The sequence below is a fragment of the Bacillales bacterium genome, assembly GCA_035700025.1.
GTDB lineage: Bacteria > Bacillota > Bacilli > Bacillales > DASSOY01 > DASSOY01.
Window position 1 is genome coordinate 30,797 of the sequence record DASSOY010000012.1, and the last position, 20,274, is coordinate 51,070.

Consider the following 20,274-nt stretch of genomic DNA (forward strand, 5'->3'; position numbering starts at 1 on the left):
GAAAGGGACGGATTCACTGCTTGCGTGTCAAACCGCCGTAGATGATGATCCATCTACGGCGGCTTCATGTTTCCTTTTAAAGCTTCTCGAGCGATTAGATAGATGAGCAGATCTTCGCAACTTTCCGATAGATTAGACAACATAAGTTCAAATAATTGGAGGTGGTAAAGAGAGGTTTTAAAGCCGGCATACTTCGATTGGACATTTTTCGCATTGACAAATGTCCTTGAGTCCTTCGATGTCGTAAACGATGATTTCTGAGGCTTGATAATCGATCAAACCGTCCTTTTTCAGTTGATGCAGCATGCGGTTGACGGTCTCTCGCGTTGCTCCGATCATGCTTGCAAGTTCACTGTTGGTAAAATGCACGGACAAACGAATTCGGTCCCCGTCTTCGATCCCAAAAGTATTCACCATCCGAATGATCGTTGAAGCGAGCGCTCCCATTTTTCCATAGAATAACAAGTCTCGAAGCTTTATTTGCGTAAACCTTTGCATATACCCCATCCAGTTCATGAATTGGATAGCGAGTTGCGGCTCATCTTTCATTAACCGTTGAATGTTCTTTTGATCCATGATGCCAATGACACTTGGTTGCACACATTTCGCATCAAAGCTCATCGTTTTGACCTTTCCCACGCTTTTTTCTCCAAAGAAATCACCTGAGCGAAAACAATAAATCAAAAGCTCTTTCCCGTTCCCGCCGGATTTTGTTACCTTCACCGCTCCTTGTATTAAATAATAAAAGTGGTTGGCAGACTGACCTTCGCGAAACATGAATGCGCCTTTTGGAAAGGATTTCAGGATCATGTGAGTTTGCAACAAGCGAAGATTTTTTTTCGAGAAATAGACCGAATTCCGAAACGGATGATCTTCTTTAGCAAGCATTTGCATTTCTACCATCTTCTATCTCTCCTGTAACGAATGGTTACATTGATTATATTATCGGCTGCCGACGGCTGTTGTGATGTTGCGCACATTTAGTAAGCGGTCTTTGAAGAAGATACGCATTTCAGATTTTAAGCGACCATGTGCACCTCTTCTTTCCCTTCTGTGTCGTATTCACAAAATTTTTTTCACGATCTGACAGACAGGTGATATCCGAAAGCTTGACGTAAACCATGGTTCCCTTCATTACCCATTAACCGGCGAGAGACATCAAAAGAGGTGCGCGATCGATGAAATCATTCTTGCATCGACGCCTTAGTTCCTTGCCAACATGTCTCATTTTTTCTTGAGTCTCGTTTTCCGCTGTAATTCGAATTTGTTTCCGATTTTTACAAAGCAAAAAAGGATTCCATGTCAGTTGTTTTCATCCGATTGCCGATATAAAACGGGCCGAACAACCCGTAAACAGCGCTGACTTCGTCAAACCGGGTATCATAAATGATGTTCTTAAACGCCATGGCATCATCGGCAAAGAGCGAGATCCCCCACTCATAATCGTCCAACCCGGAAGATCCTGTGATGATCCGTTTCACGGTTTGATTATACTTTTTGCAAGTTTCAATATGCTCAAACATCATACGCTTCCTATCTTCGATCGGCAGCGTGAACCAGTTCTTTTGTTCCCCGCGTCTTTTACTCATCGGATAAAAACATATATGATTCATCTTAGGGACCGCGGGTCTTAGTTTCTTTTGGATTTCTGGATCGTCATGCAGTTTGTTCGGCTCACCCGAAAAACTGCTCTTTTCAACAGCGGCCAGATAAGAATTGGCCGATTTCGTAAAATCTAGAAAACGGGTTTTCGCTAACGCTGTCTCGGCCAGATTCAGTTCTTTCATTGTCGGCCGGAGAATGACCAATAGGAGATCCGCTTTTTGGCCGACAACTGAGTACAACATTTGGCTGCCTTCTTGACGATCTTGTACTTTCTCCCACCGTTCCAGCAATTGAACGAATTCACGAATCACACTTTGCCGTTCACGTGAGGAGCAATTTCTCCACTTTTCCCAATCAAATGTCCGCATATCATGCAAGACAAACCAGCCATTTACCACTTCTTGTTCCATTGAAAACCACCTCTTTTTGAATGATGATCGAGATCAAAACCCCTGTACCTGAGGCATTTAACCTATCTTTAATGTAAGGCTGAATAGCAACGATAACGGTGACTTGCATCACAAAATGGATGACGTTCATGTGAAACAATGGGATTGAGGAGGGAGTCAAACGAATGGATGTTATTAAAATTGCACCACGCGGGTACTGCCACGGAGTCATTAATGCAATGGTGGTCGCTCGCCGTGCCGCTCAAAATCCTGATTTACCGAAACCGATCTACATTCTTGGGATGCTTGTTCACAACCATCATGTGACGGACGCATTTGAAGAAGACGATATCATTACGCTGGATGGGGAAAATCGTTTAGAAATTTTAAAACAAGTAACGAGCGGAACGGTGATCTTTACCGCTCACGGTGTTTCACCAGAGGTACGTCTCGTTGCGCAAGAGAAAGGATTAACAACCATTGATGCAACATGTTCTGATGTGTTACATACGCACAACATCATTCGCGAGAAGACAGAAGAAGGGTACCATATTGTTTACATCGGGAAACAAGGTCACCCTGAACCGGAAGGAGCCGTGGGGATTGCACCAAACGCTGTCCATCTTGTCACTTCGCAGGAAGATGTAAAAAAGCTTCGTTTAAAGGCTGAAAAAATTCTCGTCACGAATCAAACGACTTTAAGTCAATGGGACGTGAAGGAAATCATTCATCAGGTGGTTGAAAAGTATCCGCAAGCAGAAGTTTATAATGAGATTTGCTTTGCTACGCAGACTCGACAAGAAGCGGTTGCCGAGCAGGCAGGAAATGCCGATCTCCTTATTGTCGTTGGTGATCCTCGAAGCAATAATTCCAATCGGTTGGTTCAAGTTTCCGAAGCAATTGCCGGAACCCCAGGCATACGGATTGAAAATTTGGCACAGCTTGATCTTTCTGCACTAAAAGGCGTTCATAAAGTGGCTGTCACGGCCGGTGCTTCGACACCGACACCTATTACAAAGCAAGTGATTCGTTTTCTCGAACAATACGACCCGAACGACCCATCGACATGGAACAAGGAAAAACCTATAGAACGACAGAACATTTTACCGAAGGTAAAAATATAGACGTAAAAGCCCCTTTTGAGTTCCTATTGACGATCTCAAAAGGGGCTTTTACGTGCCTCCTAAAAGGGCTTTAAAATCATGAGAGCGATCACAATTAAAAAGATTCCATTTTCAAGACGTTCATATTTAAAAAGTTCATTCGACAGTTGCTTGTATGCTTCCGGTATGTTGTCACCTTCATACGTTTCCAGCAATGCCTTGACGGGTCTTGATTTTCGTGCCAATACGAGCGGTCCCATAGCTAATCCGATAAGAAAGAGGATCAAACTGGTCACATACCACCCCATATGGAAAAGTGCTGTGTTCAAAAGTCCCATCAATAATCCTGAAATCAACAAAAGCATACCGCCCATCATCACAAAATGATGCAGCCGATTTCGGATCGCATAGGCATGCTTCAATTCAGACATCGTATTTGCCGATTTCACAACATAAATTAAAGCAAAGCCCGGTCCCATTCCTAATATGGCTGAGCATACATGAATGAAAATAAGGATCGTATAGAGCGTTGTCATGTCCATATCCTACTCTCTGTACGAATCTTCCTAAGCTTCAAGGATCAATCATAGCTGTATTCCTTTTTATCCTTCAGAGCGTTGTAAGATTCACAGGTTAAGAGTCAATTAATTTTACCGTTCTCAACAAAAAATGGTCCATGGACAGCTCCTTAACGATAACATTTAACCCTAAAGCAGATAAGCCGCTCACTAACGGTTGTGCCCGATGAGGCACATGGATTTCAAGTAACGTGCCTACTGGCGCCTCTTTTACATACTGAAAGATTTCTCCTTTCGGATGATGTCCTTTTTTCACGAGTTCCCGAACATCGATAACGGCACGATCTCCCTCTCGTTGAACATGAATCATTATTTCCCTCCTTGTTGTAGTTGAATCTTGCTATATAGACCATTTTAAGTGAAAAAATCATCATACTAGTGATACAGCTCACAATTTCATTCCCCGCTCATTACAATTTTATGAATTCTCCTATTTTTGTTTCCATATCAGGATTACCTGTTTTTACCACGATTTTAAAAGCCGCCCTTATTATAGGCGGCTTACGCTTGATCTTTTGACCTTTCGTCGTCTATTCGCGTCCTCGATAACCATCTCTAGCCCGATATTGCTGTGGCGCCCTGGCCGGATATCGGATCGGCAAAGCGAAGAAATGAACAAGTTTTGTGAATGGAATCGAGGCGAACAGCAAAAAGGCAATGACGACATGGACTTGAAAGAGCAACGGGACGGCGGTCATCAGTTCATAGCGCGGTTGAAAGATGAACAAGCTGCGGAACCACGGACCGATCGTCGTGCGGTATTCGTAGGCGACGACCGTCGTATTGTAGACGATTGTCATGTAGGCGCCGAGACCGGAAACGAGCAAAAGCAGAACGATCGAGTAATAATCGGCGAAACTGGTGTGAGCACGAACGCGCGGGACGGCGAATTTGCGGACGAGTAAAATAAAAAGACCGACAACGATCATGAGACCTGCAGCCCCGCCGGTGAGGATCGCCATCGTATGATACCATTCATCCGGCACATTGAAAAAGTCATAGACGCTGTGCGGGATGATGATGCCCATGATGTGACCGATGAAAGCGAAAATAATGCCCCAATGAAACAACTGCGAACCGAGGCGCAGCTTTTTTTTCTCGAAAATTTCTGTGGAAGGGGCTGCCCAGGTGAGCTGCCGGAAAGCGAAGCGGTACAACAATCCAAATATCATTACGGTTCCTGCGATGTAAGGAAAAATGACCCAGAAAAAAATTTCAGTCATTGGACGCTCGCTCCTTTTTAGTCATAAAACAACGGATATGGCAGCTCGTCTTCATCTGCCTCTTCCATTTCTCTCATCAAATCGTCCATCTCCGTTTTCGACGGCTTTCCGAACACGTGATCCACAAGCATTTGCAAAACGTGCTGATAAGGGGATTTTTCGGACAAATGATTCGCAATTGTAAACGTAACTCCGGCCAATCTGCGTTCAATGCGGTCGCGATGAAACGATTCATCCACGACCGCCATCCATTCATAGAGCATTGGCATATGATCGACAAGTTCATCCGGCACATTTTCATAGCCGGACGCGGCGATCATTTTTTGCAGCTTAATTAAGGCGCCTCCTCGCTTCCGGTTGTCTCCGTATTCTTGCGCCGTTAAATATAAGCCGGTTTTCTTTTTCCAATCAAAGACCGCCACATAGTGCTCGCGCAATTGCTGCAACGTGTCTTTTTTTAAGGAAATGAACACTTGATTAAGCGAATCGACGGCTCTTTCAGCTGTCACGTGCGATTCCAACAATGATTCCATCGCTTGCAAATCATCGAAAAAAGCATCTTCCGGGTAGCTTAAGATTCTTGATGCCATCATCAGCAACGCCCGTTTTTCATCATTCATCATTTTCCTCTATCCTTTCCGAACGGATACGTGACCATGCCTTCGGGAGGTGCGAGGTCATTAATGCTGCAGGCGCCTTGTTGATAAAAGGAGTCTTCTTTCATTTCCCTTCGGCCGGTCGGAATGACAAAGCGTTCATTGTATTTTGCTACTGCAAGCAACCGCGCCATTTCTTCTACTTCTTCTACCGAGATATCGGCTTCTTTCAACAATTGACTCGTTTGAAAGTCATCGATACCGCCAACGGTTTGCTTGCGTTTGTAAACCCTCATCGCGGAAAGTTTTAACAACACTTTTCGAATAATCGATGTATCACCTGCCGTCAACAGCGAAGCTAAATATTCCATCGGAATCCGCATCTGATCGACTGCCGGAATGTAGCCGTCTGTCACCAATTCCTGTTCATTTTCAATATGACTCATGATCGGACTGAGCGGCGGGACATACCAGACCATCGGCAGCGTGCGGTACTCCGGATGCAGCGGCAACGCAATTTTCCATTTCATCGCCATCTTATAAATCGGCGAATCTTGCGCAGCTTTGACCCATTCTTGGTTGATGCCTGCACGTTCGGCTTCCTCTATGACTTCTGGATCGAAAGGATCAAGAAAAACAGACAGCTGTGAATGGTACAGCTCTTGCGGATCTTCAACGGAAGCGGCTTCTTTTACTTTGTCGGCATCATATAAGACCACGCCGATGTAACGAATGCGTCCGACGCACGTTTCCGAACATATCGTCGGCAGCCCTGCCTCCGTTCTTGGATAACAGAAGTTGCATTTTTCCGCTTTATGTGTGTTCCAGTTGTAATACACCTTGTGATACGGGCAGCCGTTCATGCAAAAGCGCCACCCTCGGCAATTTTCCTGATCAACGAGTACGACGCCGTCTTCGTCGCGTTTATACAGTGCACCGGACGGACACGATGCGACACACGAAGGATTCAAACAATGCTCACAGATCCGCGGCAAATACATCATGAATGTTTTTTCATATTCGGTCGCGATCTCCTCTTGGATCTTTTGAACATTTGGGTCGTTCGGCACAATTTCGCTGCCGCCGGCCAAATCGTCATCCCAATTCGATCCCCATTCGGGTTGATCAATATATTTTCCTGTGATCATCGAAATCGGACGAGCGGTCGGCAAGCTGTCCTGCTTCGGACTGTCAATGAGGTTTTCATAATCGTACGTCCACGGTTCGTAAAATTCATTCAATGTGGCCATGTTCGGGTTATAAAAAAGCTTCGCCAATTTCGTGATCGGCCCGCCTGCACGCAGCTGCAGCTTTCCCTTTTTCAGCGTCCAACCGCCTTTGTAGCGATCGATGTTTTCCCACTCTCTCGGGTAACCGACACCAGGTCGCGTTTCGACGTTGTTGAACCACAAATATTCGGTCCCCGGGCGGTTCGTCCAAACATTTTTACAAGTGACACTGCACGTATGACAGCCGATGCATTTGTCGAGATGCATGACCATGCACACTTGCGATTTAATCCTCAAGCCAATCCACCTCCTTGAGCGGTCGAATGATCGCTACCGTGTCGCGCTGGTGTCCGGTCGGCCCATAATAGTTAAAACCGTAGCTTAACTGGGAATAGCCGCCGATCATATGTGTCGCTTTCGGTGAAATCCGGGTCACACTGTTATGCGTGCCGCCGCGATTTTTGTTAATGGTATTGCCGGGCACACCTAATGTTCGGTCTTGCGCGTGGTACATGTAAGCAACCCCTTCCGGAATCCGGTACGTTAAGACCGCTCTTGCCGCTACGACACCATTCCGATTGTACACTTCAATCCAAGCGTTATCCTTCACCCCGATGGAAGCGGCGTCTTTTTCATTCAACCAGACGACTTGCCAGCCGCGAAACAGCGTGGACATTTGCGTTGTATCCGTGAACATGGTGTGAATGCCCCACTTTTGGTGCGGTGTTAAATAGCGAATCGTCATATGCTTCCCGGTATTTTCAACTTCTTTTTCGCCGCTTAAATACGGGCTTAACGTCAATGGCGGCAAATAAAGCGGCAGAGCTTCACCGTAATCGAGCATGACTTCATGATCCAGATAAAAACTTTGCCGGCCAGTCAACGTCCGCCATGGAATGTGAAATTCTTTGTTGACGGTAAAAGGGGAATACCGTCGGTTGTCGTTTTCGAGCCCGCTCCAAACCGGCGTCGAGATCGCTTGCCGCGGTTGAATTGTCAACGCGTGAAGCGTGTAATCCTCTTCTTCGCGCGCGTCCGCAATGTGACCCAGTTGTTTGCCTGTGACACTTTCGAGCGATTTCCATCCTTCAACCGCACGCACGCCGTTCGTCGCGCCCGACATAAGCAAAATCGCGTCAATGGCTTGCTTTGCCGATGTAAGATCCGGATGTCCGCGTCCGATCCCTTCATGTTTCGACTTGCCCAGCCGGTCAAGAAGCTGTTGATACACGTCTTCGCCGGGGATTTTCACTCCTTTTGTTCCATATCCGTTTTTGATTCCGGGTCCAATGGATGACCACATGTCGTACACATTTGCATAATCACGCTTCACGATGTTGAAATTCGGCATCGTTTTCCCGGGAATTGGCTGAACTTCACCTTTGCGCCAATCTTTCACTTCACCGAACGGCTGTGCCGTTTCATTGATGGTGTCGTGAATGAGCGGCGTCATGACAAGGTCCTCCGCTTCCGGCAAATGCTCCTTCGCCATTTCCGAAAACCGCTTGGCAATGACGCCGAATGCATCCCAATCACTTTTCGACTGCCATTGCGGTGAGACCGCGGCATTGAACGGATGGATAAATGGATGCAAATCCGTCGTATTCAGGTCAAACTTCTCGTACCACGTGGCAGCTGGAAGAACGATGTCAGAAAACAAACCGGAGCTTGTCATGCGGAAATCCATGCTGACGAACAAATCGACCTTGCCTTCCGGCGGCACGTCATCGACATGCACATCCTTCGGCTGACGCGATTGTTCGGTATCCGTTAAGACGGAGTCATCACCGCCGATGAAATGCTTCACAAAATACTCATGGCCTTTCCCGCTGTCGCCGAGCAAATTCGAACGCCAATTGAAAAAGACGCGCGGGAAATTGCGCGGATCGTTCGGATGCTCGATTGCCCAATCGATGTCCCCGTCAGCGAGTTGCTTGGCCACATCTTCAACGACCTGTTGATCGTCGGTCAGACCTTTTTCGCGCGCTTCTTTCACAACATCAAGCGCATTTTGCGAAAACTGCGGGAAACTTGGCAGCCAACCAAGCCGTGCAGACAAAGCATTCATGTCAGCTGGATGCATTTGCCGGTATTTGCTAGGCCAATCCGTTGGTTCATCTCGTTGCGGATATTCATAGCGAAATTGCTCGGTCGCAAAGTAAAAGAACGATGTACCGTTCATGAAGCGTGGCGCTTTGACCCAATCGTTCGCAAAGGCGACCTGTGAAAACCCTTCTAACGGCCGCACTTTTTCTTGTCCGACATAATGCGCCCATCCGCCTCCGTTCACGCCTTGAGATCCGGTCAGTAAAACGAGATTTAAAATCGCTCTGTATATGTGATCGCTGTGATACCAGTGATTCGTACCTCCGCCCATTGCGATCATCGACTTGCCTTTCGTTCTCGCAGCATTATCAGCAAATTCTCGTGCCACTTGAATCGCGTGGTTTTTCTTCACGCCGGTGATTTTTTCTTGCCATGCCGGCGTATACGGCTGCGTTGCATCCTCGTAATCGACCGGAAAGTTGCCAGCCAAACCGCGACTGATACCTGTATGCACCATCATTAAATCAAACACGGTCGTGACGAGCATTTGCTCGCCGTTTTTATCGGTCAAGCGCTTAATCGGCACGCCGCGCGTGATTGTCTTGCCGTTTTTTTCACCGAAATACGGAAAATCGACTTGTACGACTTCTTTTGCATCTTCGATCATGCTGAGGCGCGGGTTTAACGATGCCCCGCTCTCATCGGTCATGTCGAGATTCCATTTGCCGCTCTTATCCCAGCGAAAGCCTTGGCTTCCGTTAGGTACAGCGACCTTTCCGGAAATTTGGTCCAAAACGACCGTTTTCCATTCGCTGAATGAATGCTTATCATCGAAATCGGAAGCTCTTAAGAAGCGGCCGGAACGATAGCCTTTGCCTGTTTGTTTCAGCTTGACCAAAAACGGCAAATCGGTGTACTGTTTGGCGTAATCAATGAAATACGGCGTCGGATGATCAATGTAAAATTCTTTCAAGATGACATGCGTCATTGCCATCGCCAACGCCCCATCCGTTCCGGGGCGTGCAGGAAGCCAAATGTCCGCGAATTTCTCATATTCGCTGTAATCAGGGCTGACACCGACGACTTTCGTGCCGTTATAGCGTGACTCGACCATGAAATGGGCATCAGGCGTGCGCGTTTGCGGCAAATTCGTACCCCAAATAATAAAATACTTCGCATTGTACCAATCGCCGCTTTCGGGAACATCGGTCTGTTCTCCCCATACTTGCGGCGAAGCCGGCGGAAGATCAGCGTACCAGTCATAAAAGCTGAGAATGGTGCCGCCGATGAGCGACAAAAATCGCGTGCCGCCGGCATAACTAACCATTGACATCGCTGGAATCGGGCTGAACCCCGCAATGCGGTCCGGTCCGTATTTTTTGATCGTATAAATGGAAGAAGCGGCAATCATGTCGCATACATCTTTCCATGTACCGCGGACAAATCCGCCTTTTCCCCTTGCCTTCACATAAGATGCACGTTTTTCGGAGTCTTCGACGATTTGTTTCCATGCCTCTACTGGATCTTTCGCACTTTCCAGCTCCTGTTTCCAAAGTTCATAGAGATCGCCGCGGACATAAGGATATTTCACGCGGATCGGGCTGTATGTATACCAAGAATAGCTTGCCCCCCGCGGGCATCCGCGCGGTTCATATTCAGGAAAGTTGTCACCGGTCGAAGGATAGTCCGTCTGCTGGGTTTCCCACGTGATGATGCCGTCTTTAACGTAAATCTTCCAGCTGCAAGAGCCTGTGCAATTCACACCGTGCGTAGAGCGGACAATTTTATCATGTCCCCATCGTTGACGATACAACTTCTCCCATTCGCGGGTTCTAGGACTTTCCTCCGTCCAATCGTCGTTGATGCGGTTTCCGCGTTTTAAATGTTTCAGCGTTTGAAACAGTTTGTTATCCCTCAAGCTCACGGCCATCATCCTCCATTGGGGAAAAAGCTTGCCCCGCGATTCGTGCGGCTGAGTCTCCGGCATTTAATTCTTCCAAAAACATTTCCCAGTGCGGGGAGTTGGCGGCAGCCAAAATTAATCGTTGTAACGCATCCAGTTGTCGAATATCGTAAATCGCATCAACGACGCCGGACGGTTGACGGCCAAACCGCATATGTAACAGGGCAAGCAAATCTTCGCGGTCTTCGACGAGCATGGCATCTTGTTCAATCGGAAACATGAGGACCCAGCCTTTCGATGTTATGGTTTAATGTTGCTGTAGTAACTTTCAATGAGAACTTCTTTACAATGCTTCAATGTATTTTTATAAAATTTTCCGAGGGCGGCGCTCGGGGTTTTCGCGTTTTTCTTTTCGATAAAAAAAGAACGCGTATGCTCGAAGCGTTCCCCGTAGGCAAGCCTAATCCGCAACCGTGACGGCTCTTCGACAGCGATCGCCTCGACGTCAAACGAATGAAGATTTTCCGCCTTCAGCGCTTCATTTAACGGCTCGTACAGATCCGGAGCACAAAACCGCAACGGCTTTTCTTTGTGCATGCTTTATCTTCCTTTCGCCGCGATTAATGACTCTTCATCGTCGTTATGAATCTCATCGACGAGAATCATCGCTTGGAATCTTGCGTGAATCCGCTTAAGGTCATCCTTTTGCGTCAAAGCCGCCTTAATCTCACGCAATAACCGCCGCATCAACTCGTGATCCCTTGTCAGCTCACTAACGGCCCGTCTCGCCTTCGGCGATTGTTTCGCCAACTCCCGGTACAAGCCTTCTTCTTCCGTTTGCGCATGTGCCAACGTTCTTGTTTCCCAATGCTCAACAAGCACGCAGGCAATTTGGACGGCCCGGTCGTCTCGTGAATGTTCCGTTTCTTTGCCGAGAAGCTCGGTGAGCTCCCTCGCCTCATCCAAAGCCGCTTCATGAATGGCCGCATGGCTGTCCTTTTTCTTCAGTGCCGGTCCTGACATTTTTTATCACATCCCATTAACATTTTCGTCCACATTTGGTTCGTTTATACGGACGCTCCGTGATTGGCGTGCAAAGAAAAAAGCGTTCATGAGCTAACCATCGCTCACAAACGCTTTTCCATTACTTATGGCCGGCTAACCAAGACGCGACAAGCTTCGCATCGTCGCCCTCAATAAGGCCGCCCGGCATGGCGCCTCCGCCGTTTTTGATTTGCGCCAAAATTTCTTTCTCGGACAGCTGGCTGCCGATGTTTTTGAGCGCCGGTCCCATTCCTCCCTCTAAATTAGCGCCGTGGCAAGACGCGCAATTTTGTTGGAAGATTTCTCTCGCCTGGTTCGAGTCGACTTGACCGGCAGACGATTCGCCTTCTCCGCTGCCGCTGCTGCCTGTTTTACCAGATTCTCCGTCTCCGCCGCCGCAAGCGGACAAGCCTAACACTAACGCTAAGATGAGGCTGAATAACAGACCCCTTTTCATCCAATCCCTCCCATCGTTCGCCTTGATTATATAAAATTTAAACCGTCGTAATGGTGATTTGCATCACACGAAGCAGGAATTCGATAATTTCTGCCGTGGATGCCTTAATTATTCTCAGTTTTGTTATGGTTCATATGAAAATACGGCGCCAGCTTCTCCAGCTGTTGTTCGGATAACGTGTCTTCGATCATCGGAAAGATGATTCGTTCTTCTTTCCTGACGTGGGCCTCGAGAATCACGCCAAGTTCATTCAGCTTCTTTAATTCCGGTTCCGGTGAATCAAAAATTTCCTGAATGCGCGCCCGGATTTTGACATGTTCCGTCAGCATCTCATGAATGATCGGCTGGTCGACTGACGCAAAGCGGGCAAAGGCCGGCAGCAAAATCTCTTCCTCCTCGCGAAAGTGCTCCTGACCGCCGGGCGTCCAAAAATGTTTTAAAGCTTCGCGCACTTCTTCCGCGCTTTCCACGCTCTTCTCGGTCCCGGCCCGCTTTAACTTTAAGGCGGCAACGAGCGCATGATGATGGTGATGGGACAATGGATGCAACACCTTATGCCTCTTCCTCACGGAATCGGACCTCCCTTCTCAGTCGGTACGTATATTCTTTAATTACCAATAAAATTTCATTGACCAATAAGAGCAAGACGATCCATGGAAGTACCTCGAGCAACAAGGTGCGTATGCCGTAAAGAAATCCGCCGGGCGCAATCGGTAATGCACGGGTAAACGCGAAAAACATTCCGAAAGTAAAGATTCTCGACCATTGTGTCGTATGGTATTCGCCGAATCCTTTCACGGCGCCGAAAGCCCGTACCCGGAGCTTGAGTCGTATGCATTCCAATGTTTCGACTACAATAAAGCCGAAGGCCACCCAAAGCCAAATCGGTATCCATAAATTTGGCAGTACGCCGGTCGTGATGGCGGCGAGGCCGGTGATTGACATAGCACCGTGCAAAATACAGTTGGACGGCAGCCAATCGTGAATGAGCTCGTTCCGGCCGAGACGGCGAAACCGGTAGATGATGAGTGCAAAGCCGATCATGTAAAAGAAGACGCCTAAACTGACGAGCAAAGCATTGATCGTGTCGCTAAAAACAGCGAAGACATTATGAACAAGGAGCACGATGGACTGCGTGCTCACTGTCGATAGCAGTAAAACCCCGTGTACGCGGTTCACGTAAGGCGCTCGAAACATATGGTGAAACGTAACGAGACAAAGAACCACATAACCGAGCCAGAGCACGATATTGAAGAGTGCCAACGATTCGAGAAAAACGCGCCAGGCGGGGGAATGTTTGACAAGAACGTTCCCGAGTACGGACGTTCCGGCGATCCACGTGCCGATCGCAAAACGATTTAAAGGATTTTTCAAATGGCGATCGACAAAGGCCCCGTTAAGGACGCTGTAAAAAAATCCGAGCATGATCCCCGACCAAATGACGAGCAGGCCGATCGAGGCAGCTTTTTCGAGCGGAATGAGAAACCGAATGCGATCCATGGAGCCGAAAATGAAAATGCCTATGCCCATGACAATGGCGCCGGAAGCGGTGTCGGTGCCGTTAGGCAAAAACCGCTCCCGGGAGAATAACTGTCTGTTCATCGGAACGACTTCCTTCTTTTCTAAACTCGGGACGGATGAGAATCCGTTAAGGCTACCGTCTGCCATATTGGGTGCGTGAACGGTACTGCAGCGGTCTCCGGAACGGGTAGCGAACCGGCGCACTCCAAAAGTGGATGAGACGCGTGAACGGTGAAATGCCAATTAAGGTAAACGTAGAGATGACATGAATTTTTAAAATCATCGGGACATCGCGCATCAAATACGCGTCCGGATTCAGCGTAAACAAACTGCGGAACCAAGGTCCGACGGTCGTTCGATACTCATACGTTCCAACGAGGTTGTTGTATCCGATCGTCATGAGGTCCCCTAGAGTAACGACGATGAACAACATGAGCAATGCCACTAAATCAGGCGTACTAGAATTGCGGCGAACCCTTTTAATACCGATGCGGCGGATCAACAAGATGACAATACCGATCCATGTGACGACGCCGGCAAGGCCGCCGAGTCCTTCAGCAAGCACGTGGTGGTAAAATTCATCCGGGATACCGATCCAATGGTAAAACGACAACGGAACAATTAAGCCGAGAAAGTGGCCGCCGAAAACGGCGAGAATTCCGATGTGAAACATTAAACTGCCGATTTTCAGCCACTTTTTTTCCAACAATTCACTGGACCGCGACCCCCAGCCAAGCTGTCCGTAATGATACCGAAAAAACAATCCGACGACGAGCATGAACAACGAAATGTAAGGATACACAATCCATAAATATTCTTCCACAGCTTTCTCCCCCTATCCGAACGGAAGCGGATACGGCATTTCTCCTTGATCCGCCTCTTCCCTGTCGGGAAACTGTTGGTCGCCAGGCGCCGGCAACAACTCAGCGATAGCCGTGAAAACAAGCTGATACGGACTATCAACATCAAGATGATCCAAGATTCTTGCTACGCATTTCGCCAATCGCTCTTTGACGGGATTCGTTTTTTCTTCATTGTCGCAAACTGCAAGAAATTCGAACAACAGCGGCAAATAATCCGGCAATTCCTCCCCAAGTTGTTCAAATCCTTCACTCGCGAGTAAAATGCGCAAGTTGATGAACGCGTTCCCACGGGCACGGTTATCGCCGTACTCGTGGGCCGTCAAATAAAGACACGTCGATTCGCTGAAGTCGAACACGTTCACATAATGGTGTTTCAATGCTTCATATCCCATTTCACGCATACCGGCAATCGCCTGTATCAAATGCTCGGACACGGACTCGTTTTCAATGTGTCGTGCTGCATCGAGCGCTTCGTCAAGCGCATGCCATACATCGTTTTCTGGGTATCCGATCAATACAGATGCGAGTTTCAATGCTTCTTGGTCCGACATCAAAGCGTCATCTCCTTCCCGTTGGCAAAAACGGTGAATTCCCTTCCGGAGGGGCGATATCTTCGAGGCTGCATGCCCCTTGGTCGTATTCCAGGTTTGTTTCTTCGTTTCTGTCGCCGGTCGGGATCACAAACCGCTCATTGTATTTCGCAACACTCAGCAAACGGGCCATTTCTTCGATTTGCCGAACGGTCATTCCGGCTTCTTTTAACAATTGGCTGCTCTCTAAATCTCCAACCGTGCGATTGCGCATGTGCGCGCGCATCGCCGTAAGCTTTAATAGTACTTTGCGAATGACACTGACATCACCGGCGGAAAGAATGCTCGCCAAATATTCCATCGGTATGCGCATATCATCAACAGCCGGAATATAGGCATCCGTTTTCAACGCATCCTCGTTCGTAATGTGATTCATGATCGGGCTGAGCGGCGGCACGTACCAAACCATGGGAAGCGTACGGTACTCTGGATGAAGCGGCAAGGCGATTTTCCAATCGCAGGCCATTTTGTAGACCGGCGAATTTTGCGCTCCTTCAATCCACTTTTCTGAGATGCCTGCTTTCCTTGCTTCTTCAATGACTTCTGGATCATGCGGGTCAAGGAAAACCGAAAGCTGGGATTCGTATAACTCTTTCTCATCCTCAACGGAGGCAGCTTCTCTCACCCGGTCCGCGTCATACAACATGACACCGAGATAACGAATGCGTCCGACGCACGTTTCTGAACAAATCGTCGGCATACCCGCTTCAATTCTCGGATAACAAAAATTGCATTTCTCAGCTTTGTGAGAGTTCCAGTTGAAATACACTTTTTTGTAAGGGCAAGCCGACACGCAGAAGCGCCAGCCTCTGCAAGCCTCTTGATCAACGAGTACGACGCCGTCTTCGTCCCGTTTATAAATGGCACCTGACGGACAAGCAGCCACACACGAAGGATTCAAACAATGTTCACAGATGCGCGGCAAGTACATCATGAATGTTTTTTCATATTCATAGGCAATGTGCTGGCCGAGTTCCTTCATATTTGGATCGCGCGGCGCGATTTCACTGCCGCCTGCCAGGTCGTCATCCCAGTTCGGCCCCCATTCCGGTTGATCGATAAATTCGTCGGTCAATACGGACTTTGGACGTGCCACCGGCTGATGTTTCTTTTTCGGACTGTTAATAAGACTTTCATAGTCGTAGGTCCACGGTTCATAGTAATCTTCAATCGTCGGCAAATCCGGATTGTAAAAGATGTTTGCCAGTTTTGAGATGGCGCCGCCGGACTTTAATCGCAGTTTTCCGTTTCGCATGGTCCAACCGCCGCGGTAATGATCTTGATTTTCCCATTCTTGCGGATATCCTGGTCCAGGACGTGTTTCGACGTTGTTAAACCACATGTACTCCGCACCGGGGCGGTTCGTCCACGTATTTTTACACGTTACACTGCATGTATGACAACCGATACACTTGTCAAGATGCATCACCATCGCTACTTGTGCTTTAATGTTCAAGCCAATCGACCTCCTTGAGGGGACGGACGTACGTGATGGCATCTCTTTGATGACCCGTCGGCCCGTAATAATTGAATCCGTAACTGAGCTGTGAATAGCCGCCGATCATGTGCGTGGGCTTTGGAATGATTCTTGTCACGCTGTTATGCGTCCCTCCGCGGTCTTTCGTAATTTTCGTTCCCGGTACGCCGACGGTACGGTCTTGTGCATGATACATCATGGCCACGCCTTCAGGAATGCGGTAAGTGAGCACTGCGCGGGCCGCGATCACGCCGTTTCGGTTGTACACTTCAACCCAGTCGTTATCCTTAATTCCGATCGAAGCCCCGTCCTTTTCATTCAACCATATCGTTTGTCCGCCACGAAACAGCGAGAGCATTCGAGGTGTATCTGAATACGTCGAATGGATGCCCCATTTTTGGTGCGGGGTTAAATACCGAACGGTTAAAGCCGTTCCATCCGGCTTATTCTCCCCATCGCGGTAAGGCGGCAAGCCAAGCGGCGGCCGATACAACGGGAGACCTTCGCCGAAATCCAACATGATTTCATGATCTAAGTAAAAATGCTGCCGTCCCGTCAACGTGTGCCACGGTACTTTGTATTCGGTATTCACCACAAACGGCGAATACCGTCTGCCGTCTTTCTCCAATCCGCTCCATACCGGCGTTGAAAGCGCAAGCCGCGGCTGCGCGGTTAAATCATCGAGCGTATACGCTTCTTCCTCTCTGCCGCGCGGAATTTCCTTCAGCTCTTCTATGCCGGTCGTTTCACTTAATGCCTCCCATTCTTCGGATGCACGATGTCCATTCGTCGCGCCAGATAATGTCAAAATCGCTTCAACCGCTTGGCGGTCCGTGTAAAGGTCCGGCCGCCCCTCGCCAATTCCCTCTCGTGTTGAGCGTCCGACGCGGGCGAGCAGTTCCCGATACGCGTTTTTCCCCGAAATGGTAATGCCTTTTGTTGATATCGCTTTTTGCGCATTCGGTCCAAGCGTTGTCATTTGCTGATAAACGTTCGGATAATCCCGCTTGACGATCGAGAAATTCGGCATTGTTTTGCCCGGGATTGCTTCGGTCTCTCCTTTTCGCCAATCGAGCACTTTGCCGTTCGGCTGAGCCATCTCACCGACGGAGTCGTGCGCAAGCGGTGTTGCCACAAGATCTTCAGATGCTGGCAAATGTTTTTCTGCAAGCTCGGAAAAAGTTTTCGCCAGTTCACGGAACGTATCCCAATCGCTTTTCGTCTCCCAGGGGCTTGAAATCGCTGCATTAAACGGATGAACGTAAGGGTGCATATCCGTGCTGGACAAATCATATTTCTCATACCAAGTCGCAGCAGGCAGCACGATATCGGAATAGAGACCAGTGCCGGTCATCCGGAAATCGATGTCGATCATTAAATCGAGCTTGCCCTTAGGGATGTCACGTTCAACATTCACGTCTTTTGGCTGCCATGAACCTTCCTCTTCGGCAAGTACATGACCGTCAGCGCCAAGTAAATGTTTCAGAAAATATTCATGGCCTTTGCCGCTTGAACCGATCAAGTTGGATCGCCAAACAAACATCGTCCGCGGAAAATTCTTCGGATTGTCAGGATCTTCAATGGCCCAGTGAAGATTTCCTTCTTTCGCTTGTTTGGCTACATAGTCGCTCACTTCTTTGTCGGTTTTCGCCCCCGCTTTCCGTGCTTGCTCGACGATTTCGATGGAATTTTCTTCGAATTGCGGGTATGAAGGCAGCCATCCTAACCGCGCAGCCAACGCATTGACGTCGGCTGGATGCATGTCAGTGAATTTTCCACCAAGAGGCGAACCAACGGTTGACGTTTCCAACTCCTCAAACCGATATTGATCCGTCGCAAAGTAAAAGAAGGATGTTCCGTTTTGTTGCCGCGGCGGTTTCACCCAGTCGTTCGCAAAGGCAAGCTGCGACCACCCTTCCAGCGGTCTCACTTTTTCCTGCCCGACATAATGCGCCCATCCCCCGCCGTTGACGCCTTGGGACCCAGTCAAAAGCACGAGATTTAAAATCGAACGGTAGATCACGTCGCTATGGTACCAGTGATTCGTACCAGCTCCCATCGCGATCATCGATTTTCCGCGCGTACGTGCCGCATTGTCTGCAAATTCTCTTGCCACTTGGATGACATGTTCGCGTTTCACACCGGTGATGGGTTCTTGCCAAGCCGGCGTATAAGGTTTTAAAGATTCATAGTTTTCCGGGTAATCGCCGCTCAATCCGCGCGGGACCCCGATGTGTGCCATCATAAGGTCATAAACAGTAGTCACCCAAACCGATTTTCCGTCTTTATCGGTAATTCTTTTAACCGGAACACCGCGTCGGACGGTTTCCCCCGCTCCTCCGCCGAAATACGGAAAGTCGACTTCAAACGACGCATCGGAAATATCGAGCAAACTCAATACGGGAGAAAGTTTGCGGCCGTCGACGTCCTCATGGGCGAGCTTCCATTTCTTCTTGCCTTCCCACCGATAGCCTTGACTGCCGATCGGAACAGCCGGTTCAGAAGAACGTTCATCCCAAATGACGGTTTTCCAGTCGCCGGTTTCAGTCGTATTCTTCAAGTCGGATTCATGTAAAAATCGACCCGTTTTCCACTGGTCACCATGAGGGTCAAGTGTTACGAGAAAAGGCAAATCGGTATACATTTTTGCATAATCAATAAAATAGTCCGTCGGGTGATCTACATAATATTCCTTTAGTATGACATGAGTCATTGCCATCGCAAGTGCCGCATCGGTACCCGCTTTAGCCGGGAGCCATAAGTCTGCGAACTTATCATATTCCGCATAGTCCGGGCTGACGCCGATCACTTTCGTTCCGTTATAGCGGGCTTCGACCATAAAATGAGCGTCAGGCGTGCGCGTCATCGGCAAGTTCGTGCCCCAAATGATAAAATATTTCGCATTATACCAATCTGCCGATTCCGGTACGTCCGTTTGGTCGCCCCATACTTGCGGAGAAGCGGGAGGTAAATCCGCATACCAATCATAAAAACTAAGCATTTGCCCGCCGACGAGTGACAGGAATCGAGAACCTCCTGCATAGCTCACCATCGACATCGCCGGGATTGGACTAAAGCCGACGATTCGATCAGGACCGTATTGTTGGATCGTATGAATCATCGATGCGGCGGCCATTTCGGAAACTTCTTTCCAAGTGGCGCGCAAAAAACCGCCTTTGCCGCGTGCGCTTTGAAACGCTTGTTTTTTCTGAGGATCTTCAATGATCACTTTCCAAGCTTCCACTGCATCATCGGTTTTCTTTATCGCTTCTCGCCACATTTGCAGCAATTCGCCGCGTACGTACGGATATTTGACTCGCAGCGGACTGTAAGTATACCAGGAAAAACTTGCGCCGCGCGGGCATCCCCGCGGTTCATATTCCGGAAAATCTTCCCCGAGCGACGGGTAATCGGTTTGCTGGGTTTCCCATGTAATGATGCCGTCTTTCACATGAATTTTCCAGCTGCATGAACCGGTGCAGTTGACCCCATGCGTCGAACGTACCACTTTGTCGTGTGCCCAGCGTTGCCGGTACAGTTTTTCCCACTCTCTTGAACGCGGACTTTCTTCGGTCCAATGATCGTTGATCGCCCGTCCGCGTTTTAAGTATTTGAGGGCTTGAATAAACGTGTGCTTCTGCTGCGCCATT

19 protein-coding genes are annotated in these 20,274 nt (G+C 48.6%); 1 reads left to right on the forward strand and 18 read right to left on the reverse strand.

The window, feature by feature from the left end; translation table 11 throughout:
- Positions 1 to 177: 177 nt before the first annotated feature.
- Positions 178 to 903 (reverse strand): Crp/Fnr family transcriptional regulator, encoded by a 726-nt coding sequence (locus VFK44_02145; protein ID HET7627164.1) that lies wholly within the window; start codon positions 901 to 903, stop codon positions 178 to 180.
- Between the two features lie 374 nt (positions 904 to 1,277).
- On the reverse strand, positions 1,278 to 2,015 hold the full coding sequence (gene hemQ, locus VFK44_02150) for a hydrogen peroxide-dependent heme synthase (protein HET7627165.1): 738 nt from the start codon (positions 2,013 to 2,015) through the stop codon (positions 1,278 to 1,280).
- 164 nt (positions 2,016 to 2,179) lie between these two features.
- Here hemQ and VFK44_02155 point away from each other — a divergent pair, with 164 nt between their 5' ends.
- Complete coding sequence (locus tag VFK44_02155) at positions 2,180 to 3,118, forward strand: 4-hydroxy-3-methylbut-2-enyl diphosphate reductase (GenBank protein ID HET7627166.1); 939 nt, start codon at positions 2,180 to 2,182, stop codon at positions 3,116 to 3,118.
- Between the two features lie 59 nt (positions 3,119 to 3,177).
- On the opposite strand, the gene VFK44_02160 is transcribed toward VFK44_02155, so the two are convergent.
- The 16 genes from VFK44_02160 to VFK44_02235 all read right to left on the reverse strand — a co-directional run bounded on the left by VFK44_02160 (position 3,178) and on the right by VFK44_02235 (position 20,273).
- A complete protein-coding gene (locus tag VFK44_02160) occupies positions 3,178 to 3,639 on the reverse strand; it encodes a DUF2269 family protein (GenBank protein HET7627167.1) in 462 nt (153 codons plus the stop codon).
- Positions 3,640 to 3,730: 91 nt separating this feature from the next.
- Positions 3,731 to 3,985, reverse strand: coding sequence for an amino acid decarboxylase (locus VFK44_02165; protein HET7627168.1), 255 nt, complete (start codon positions 3,983 to 3,985; stop codon positions 3,731 to 3,733).
- Positions 3,986 to 4,205: 220 nt separating this feature from the next.
- Positions 4,206 to 4,898, reverse strand: coding sequence for a respiratory nitrate reductase subunit gamma (gene narI, locus VFK44_02170; protein ID HET7627169.1), 693 nt, complete (start codon positions 4,896 to 4,898; stop codon positions 4,206 to 4,208).
- 17 nt (positions 4,899 to 4,915) lie between these two features.
- A complete protein-coding gene (gene narJ, locus VFK44_02175; protein ID HET7627170.1) occupies positions 4,916 to 5,521 on the reverse strand; it encodes a nitrate reductase molybdenum cofactor assembly chaperone in 606 nt (201 codons plus the stop codon).
- Positions 5,518 to 7,020: a nitrate reductase subunit beta gene (narH, locus tag VFK44_02180; protein ID HET7627171.1), complete on the reverse strand. Its 1,503-nt coding sequence runs from the start codon at positions 7,018 to 7,020 to the stop codon at positions 5,518 to 5,520. The genes narJ (VFK44_02175) and narH (VFK44_02180) overlap by 4 nt, the downstream gene beginning before the upstream one ends.
- Positions 7,010 to 10,693 (reverse strand): nitrate reductase subunit alpha, encoded by a 3,684-nt coding sequence (locus VFK44_02185; protein ID HET7627172.1) that lies wholly within the window; start codon positions 10,691 to 10,693, stop codon positions 7,010 to 7,012. The genes narH (VFK44_02180) and VFK44_02185 overlap by 11 nt, the downstream gene beginning before the upstream one ends.
- Entirely contained in the window at positions 10,677 to 10,952 is a 276-nt protein-coding gene (locus tag VFK44_02190; GenBank protein HET7627173.1) for a hypothetical protein, read from the reverse strand. The genes VFK44_02185 and VFK44_02190 overlap by 17 nt, the downstream gene beginning before the upstream one ends.
- A 20-nt stretch (positions 10,953 to 10,972) precedes the next feature.
- Positions 10,973 to 11,269, reverse strand: coding sequence for a hypothetical protein (locus VFK44_02195; protein HET7627174.1), 297 nt, complete (start codon positions 11,267 to 11,269; stop codon positions 10,973 to 10,975).
- A gap of 3 nt (positions 11,270 to 11,272) precedes the next feature.
- Positions 11,273 to 11,695: a hemerythrin domain-containing protein gene (locus VFK44_02200; GenBank protein HET7627175.1), complete on the reverse strand. Its 423-nt coding sequence runs from the start codon at positions 11,693 to 11,695 to the stop codon at positions 11,273 to 11,275.
- A gap of 121 nt (positions 11,696 to 11,816) precedes the next feature.
- Positions 11,817 to 12,173, reverse strand: coding sequence for a cytochrome c (locus VFK44_02205; protein ID HET7627176.1), 357 nt, complete (start codon positions 12,171 to 12,173; stop codon positions 11,817 to 11,819).
- Positions 12,174 to 12,277: 104 nt separating this feature from the next.
- The gene (locus VFK44_02210) at positions 12,278 to 12,742 is read right to left on the reverse strand and encodes a hemerythrin domain-containing protein (GenBank protein HET7627177.1); all 465 of its coding nucleotides are present in this window, start codon (positions 12,740 to 12,742) and stop codon (positions 12,278 to 12,280) included.
- Entirely contained in the window at positions 12,726 to 13,775 is a 1,050-nt protein-coding gene (locus VFK44_02215; protein HET7627178.1) for a hypothetical protein, read from the reverse strand. The genes VFK44_02210 and VFK44_02215 overlap by 17 nt, the downstream gene beginning before the upstream one ends.
- Before the next feature lie 52 nt (positions 13,776 to 13,827).
- Entirely contained in the window at positions 13,828 to 14,517 is a 690-nt protein-coding gene (narI, locus tag VFK44_02220) for a respiratory nitrate reductase subunit gamma (protein HET7627179.1), read from the reverse strand.
- 12 nt (positions 14,518 to 14,529) lie between these two features.
- The gene (narJ, locus tag VFK44_02225) at positions 14,530 to 15,108 is read right to left on the reverse strand and encodes a nitrate reductase molybdenum cofactor assembly chaperone (protein ID HET7627180.1); all 579 of its coding nucleotides are present in this window, start codon (positions 15,106 to 15,108) and stop codon (positions 14,530 to 14,532) included.
- Positions 15,109 to 15,115: 7 nt separating this feature from the next.
- Positions 15,116 to 16,603 carry a nitrate reductase subunit beta gene (narH, locus tag VFK44_02230; protein ID HET7627181.1) on the reverse strand — a complete coding sequence of 496 codons (1,488 nt, stop codon included), beginning with the start codon at positions 16,601 to 16,603 and terminating at the stop codon, positions 15,116 to 15,118.
- The gene (locus VFK44_02235) at positions 16,593 to 20,273 is read right to left on the reverse strand and encodes a nitrate reductase subunit alpha (GenBank protein ID HET7627182.1); all 3,681 of its coding nucleotides are present in this window, start codon (positions 20,271 to 20,273) and stop codon (positions 16,593 to 16,595) included. The genes narH (VFK44_02230) and VFK44_02235 overlap by 11 nt, the downstream gene beginning before the upstream one ends.
- Between the last annotated feature and the right edge of the window lies 1 nt (position 20,274).

What these genes read in the sequence shown, in the direction of transcription:
- VFK44_02145 (HET7627164.1), bottom strand. Translation starts at nt 903, where the DNA reads ATGGTAGAAATGCAAATGCTTGCTAAAGAAGATCATCCGTTTCGGAAT.
- hemQ (HET7627165.1), bottom strand. Translation starts at nt 2,015, where the DNA reads ATGGAACAAGAAGTGGTAAATGGCTGGTTTGTCTTGCATGATATGCGG.
- VFK44_02155 (HET7627166.1), top strand. Translation starts at nt 2,180, where the DNA reads ATGGATGTTATTAAAATTGCACCACGCGGGTACTGCCACGGAGTCATT.
- VFK44_02160 (HET7627167.1), bottom strand. Translation starts at nt 3,639, where the DNA reads ATGGACATGACAACGCTCTATACGATCCTTATTTTCATTCATGTATGC.
- VFK44_02165 (HET7627168.1), bottom strand. Translation starts at nt 3,985, where the DNA reads ATGATTCATGTTCAACGAGAGGGAGATCGTGCCGTTATCGATGTTCGG.
- narI (HET7627169.1), bottom strand. Translation starts at nt 4,898, where the DNA reads ATGACTGAAATTTTTTTCTGGGTCATTTTTCCTTACATCGCAGGAACC.
- narJ (HET7627170.1), bottom strand. Translation starts at nt 5,521, where the DNA reads ATGATGAATGATGAAAAACGGGCGTTGCTGATGATGGCATCAAGAATC.
- VFK44_02190 (HET7627173.1), bottom strand. Translation starts at nt 10,952, where the DNA reads ATGTTTCCGATTGAACAAGATGCCATGCTCGTCGAAGACCGCGAAGAT.
- VFK44_02195 (HET7627174.1), bottom strand. Translation starts at nt 11,269, where the DNA reads ATGCACAAAGAAAAGCCGTTGCGGTTTTGTGCTCCGGATCTGTACGAG.
- VFK44_02200 (HET7627175.1), bottom strand. Translation starts at nt 11,695, where the DNA reads ATGTCAGGACCGGCACTGAAGAAAAAGGACAGCCATGCGGCCATTCAT.
- VFK44_02205 (HET7627176.1), bottom strand. Translation starts at nt 12,173, where the DNA reads ATGAAAAGGGGTCTGTTATTCAGCCTCATCTTAGCGTTAGTGTTAGGC.
- VFK44_02215 (HET7627178.1), bottom strand. Translation starts at nt 13,775, where the DNA reads ATGAACAGACAGTTATTCTCCCGGGAGCGGTTTTTGCCTAACGGCACC.
- narJ (HET7627180.1), bottom strand. Translation starts at nt 15,108, where the DNA reads ATGTCGGACCAAGAAGCATTGAAACTCGCATCTGTATTGATCGGATAC.
- VFK44_02235 (HET7627182.1), bottom strand. Translation starts at nt 20,273, where the DNA reads ATGGCGCAGCAGAAGCACACGTTTATTCAAGCCCTCAAATACTTAAAA.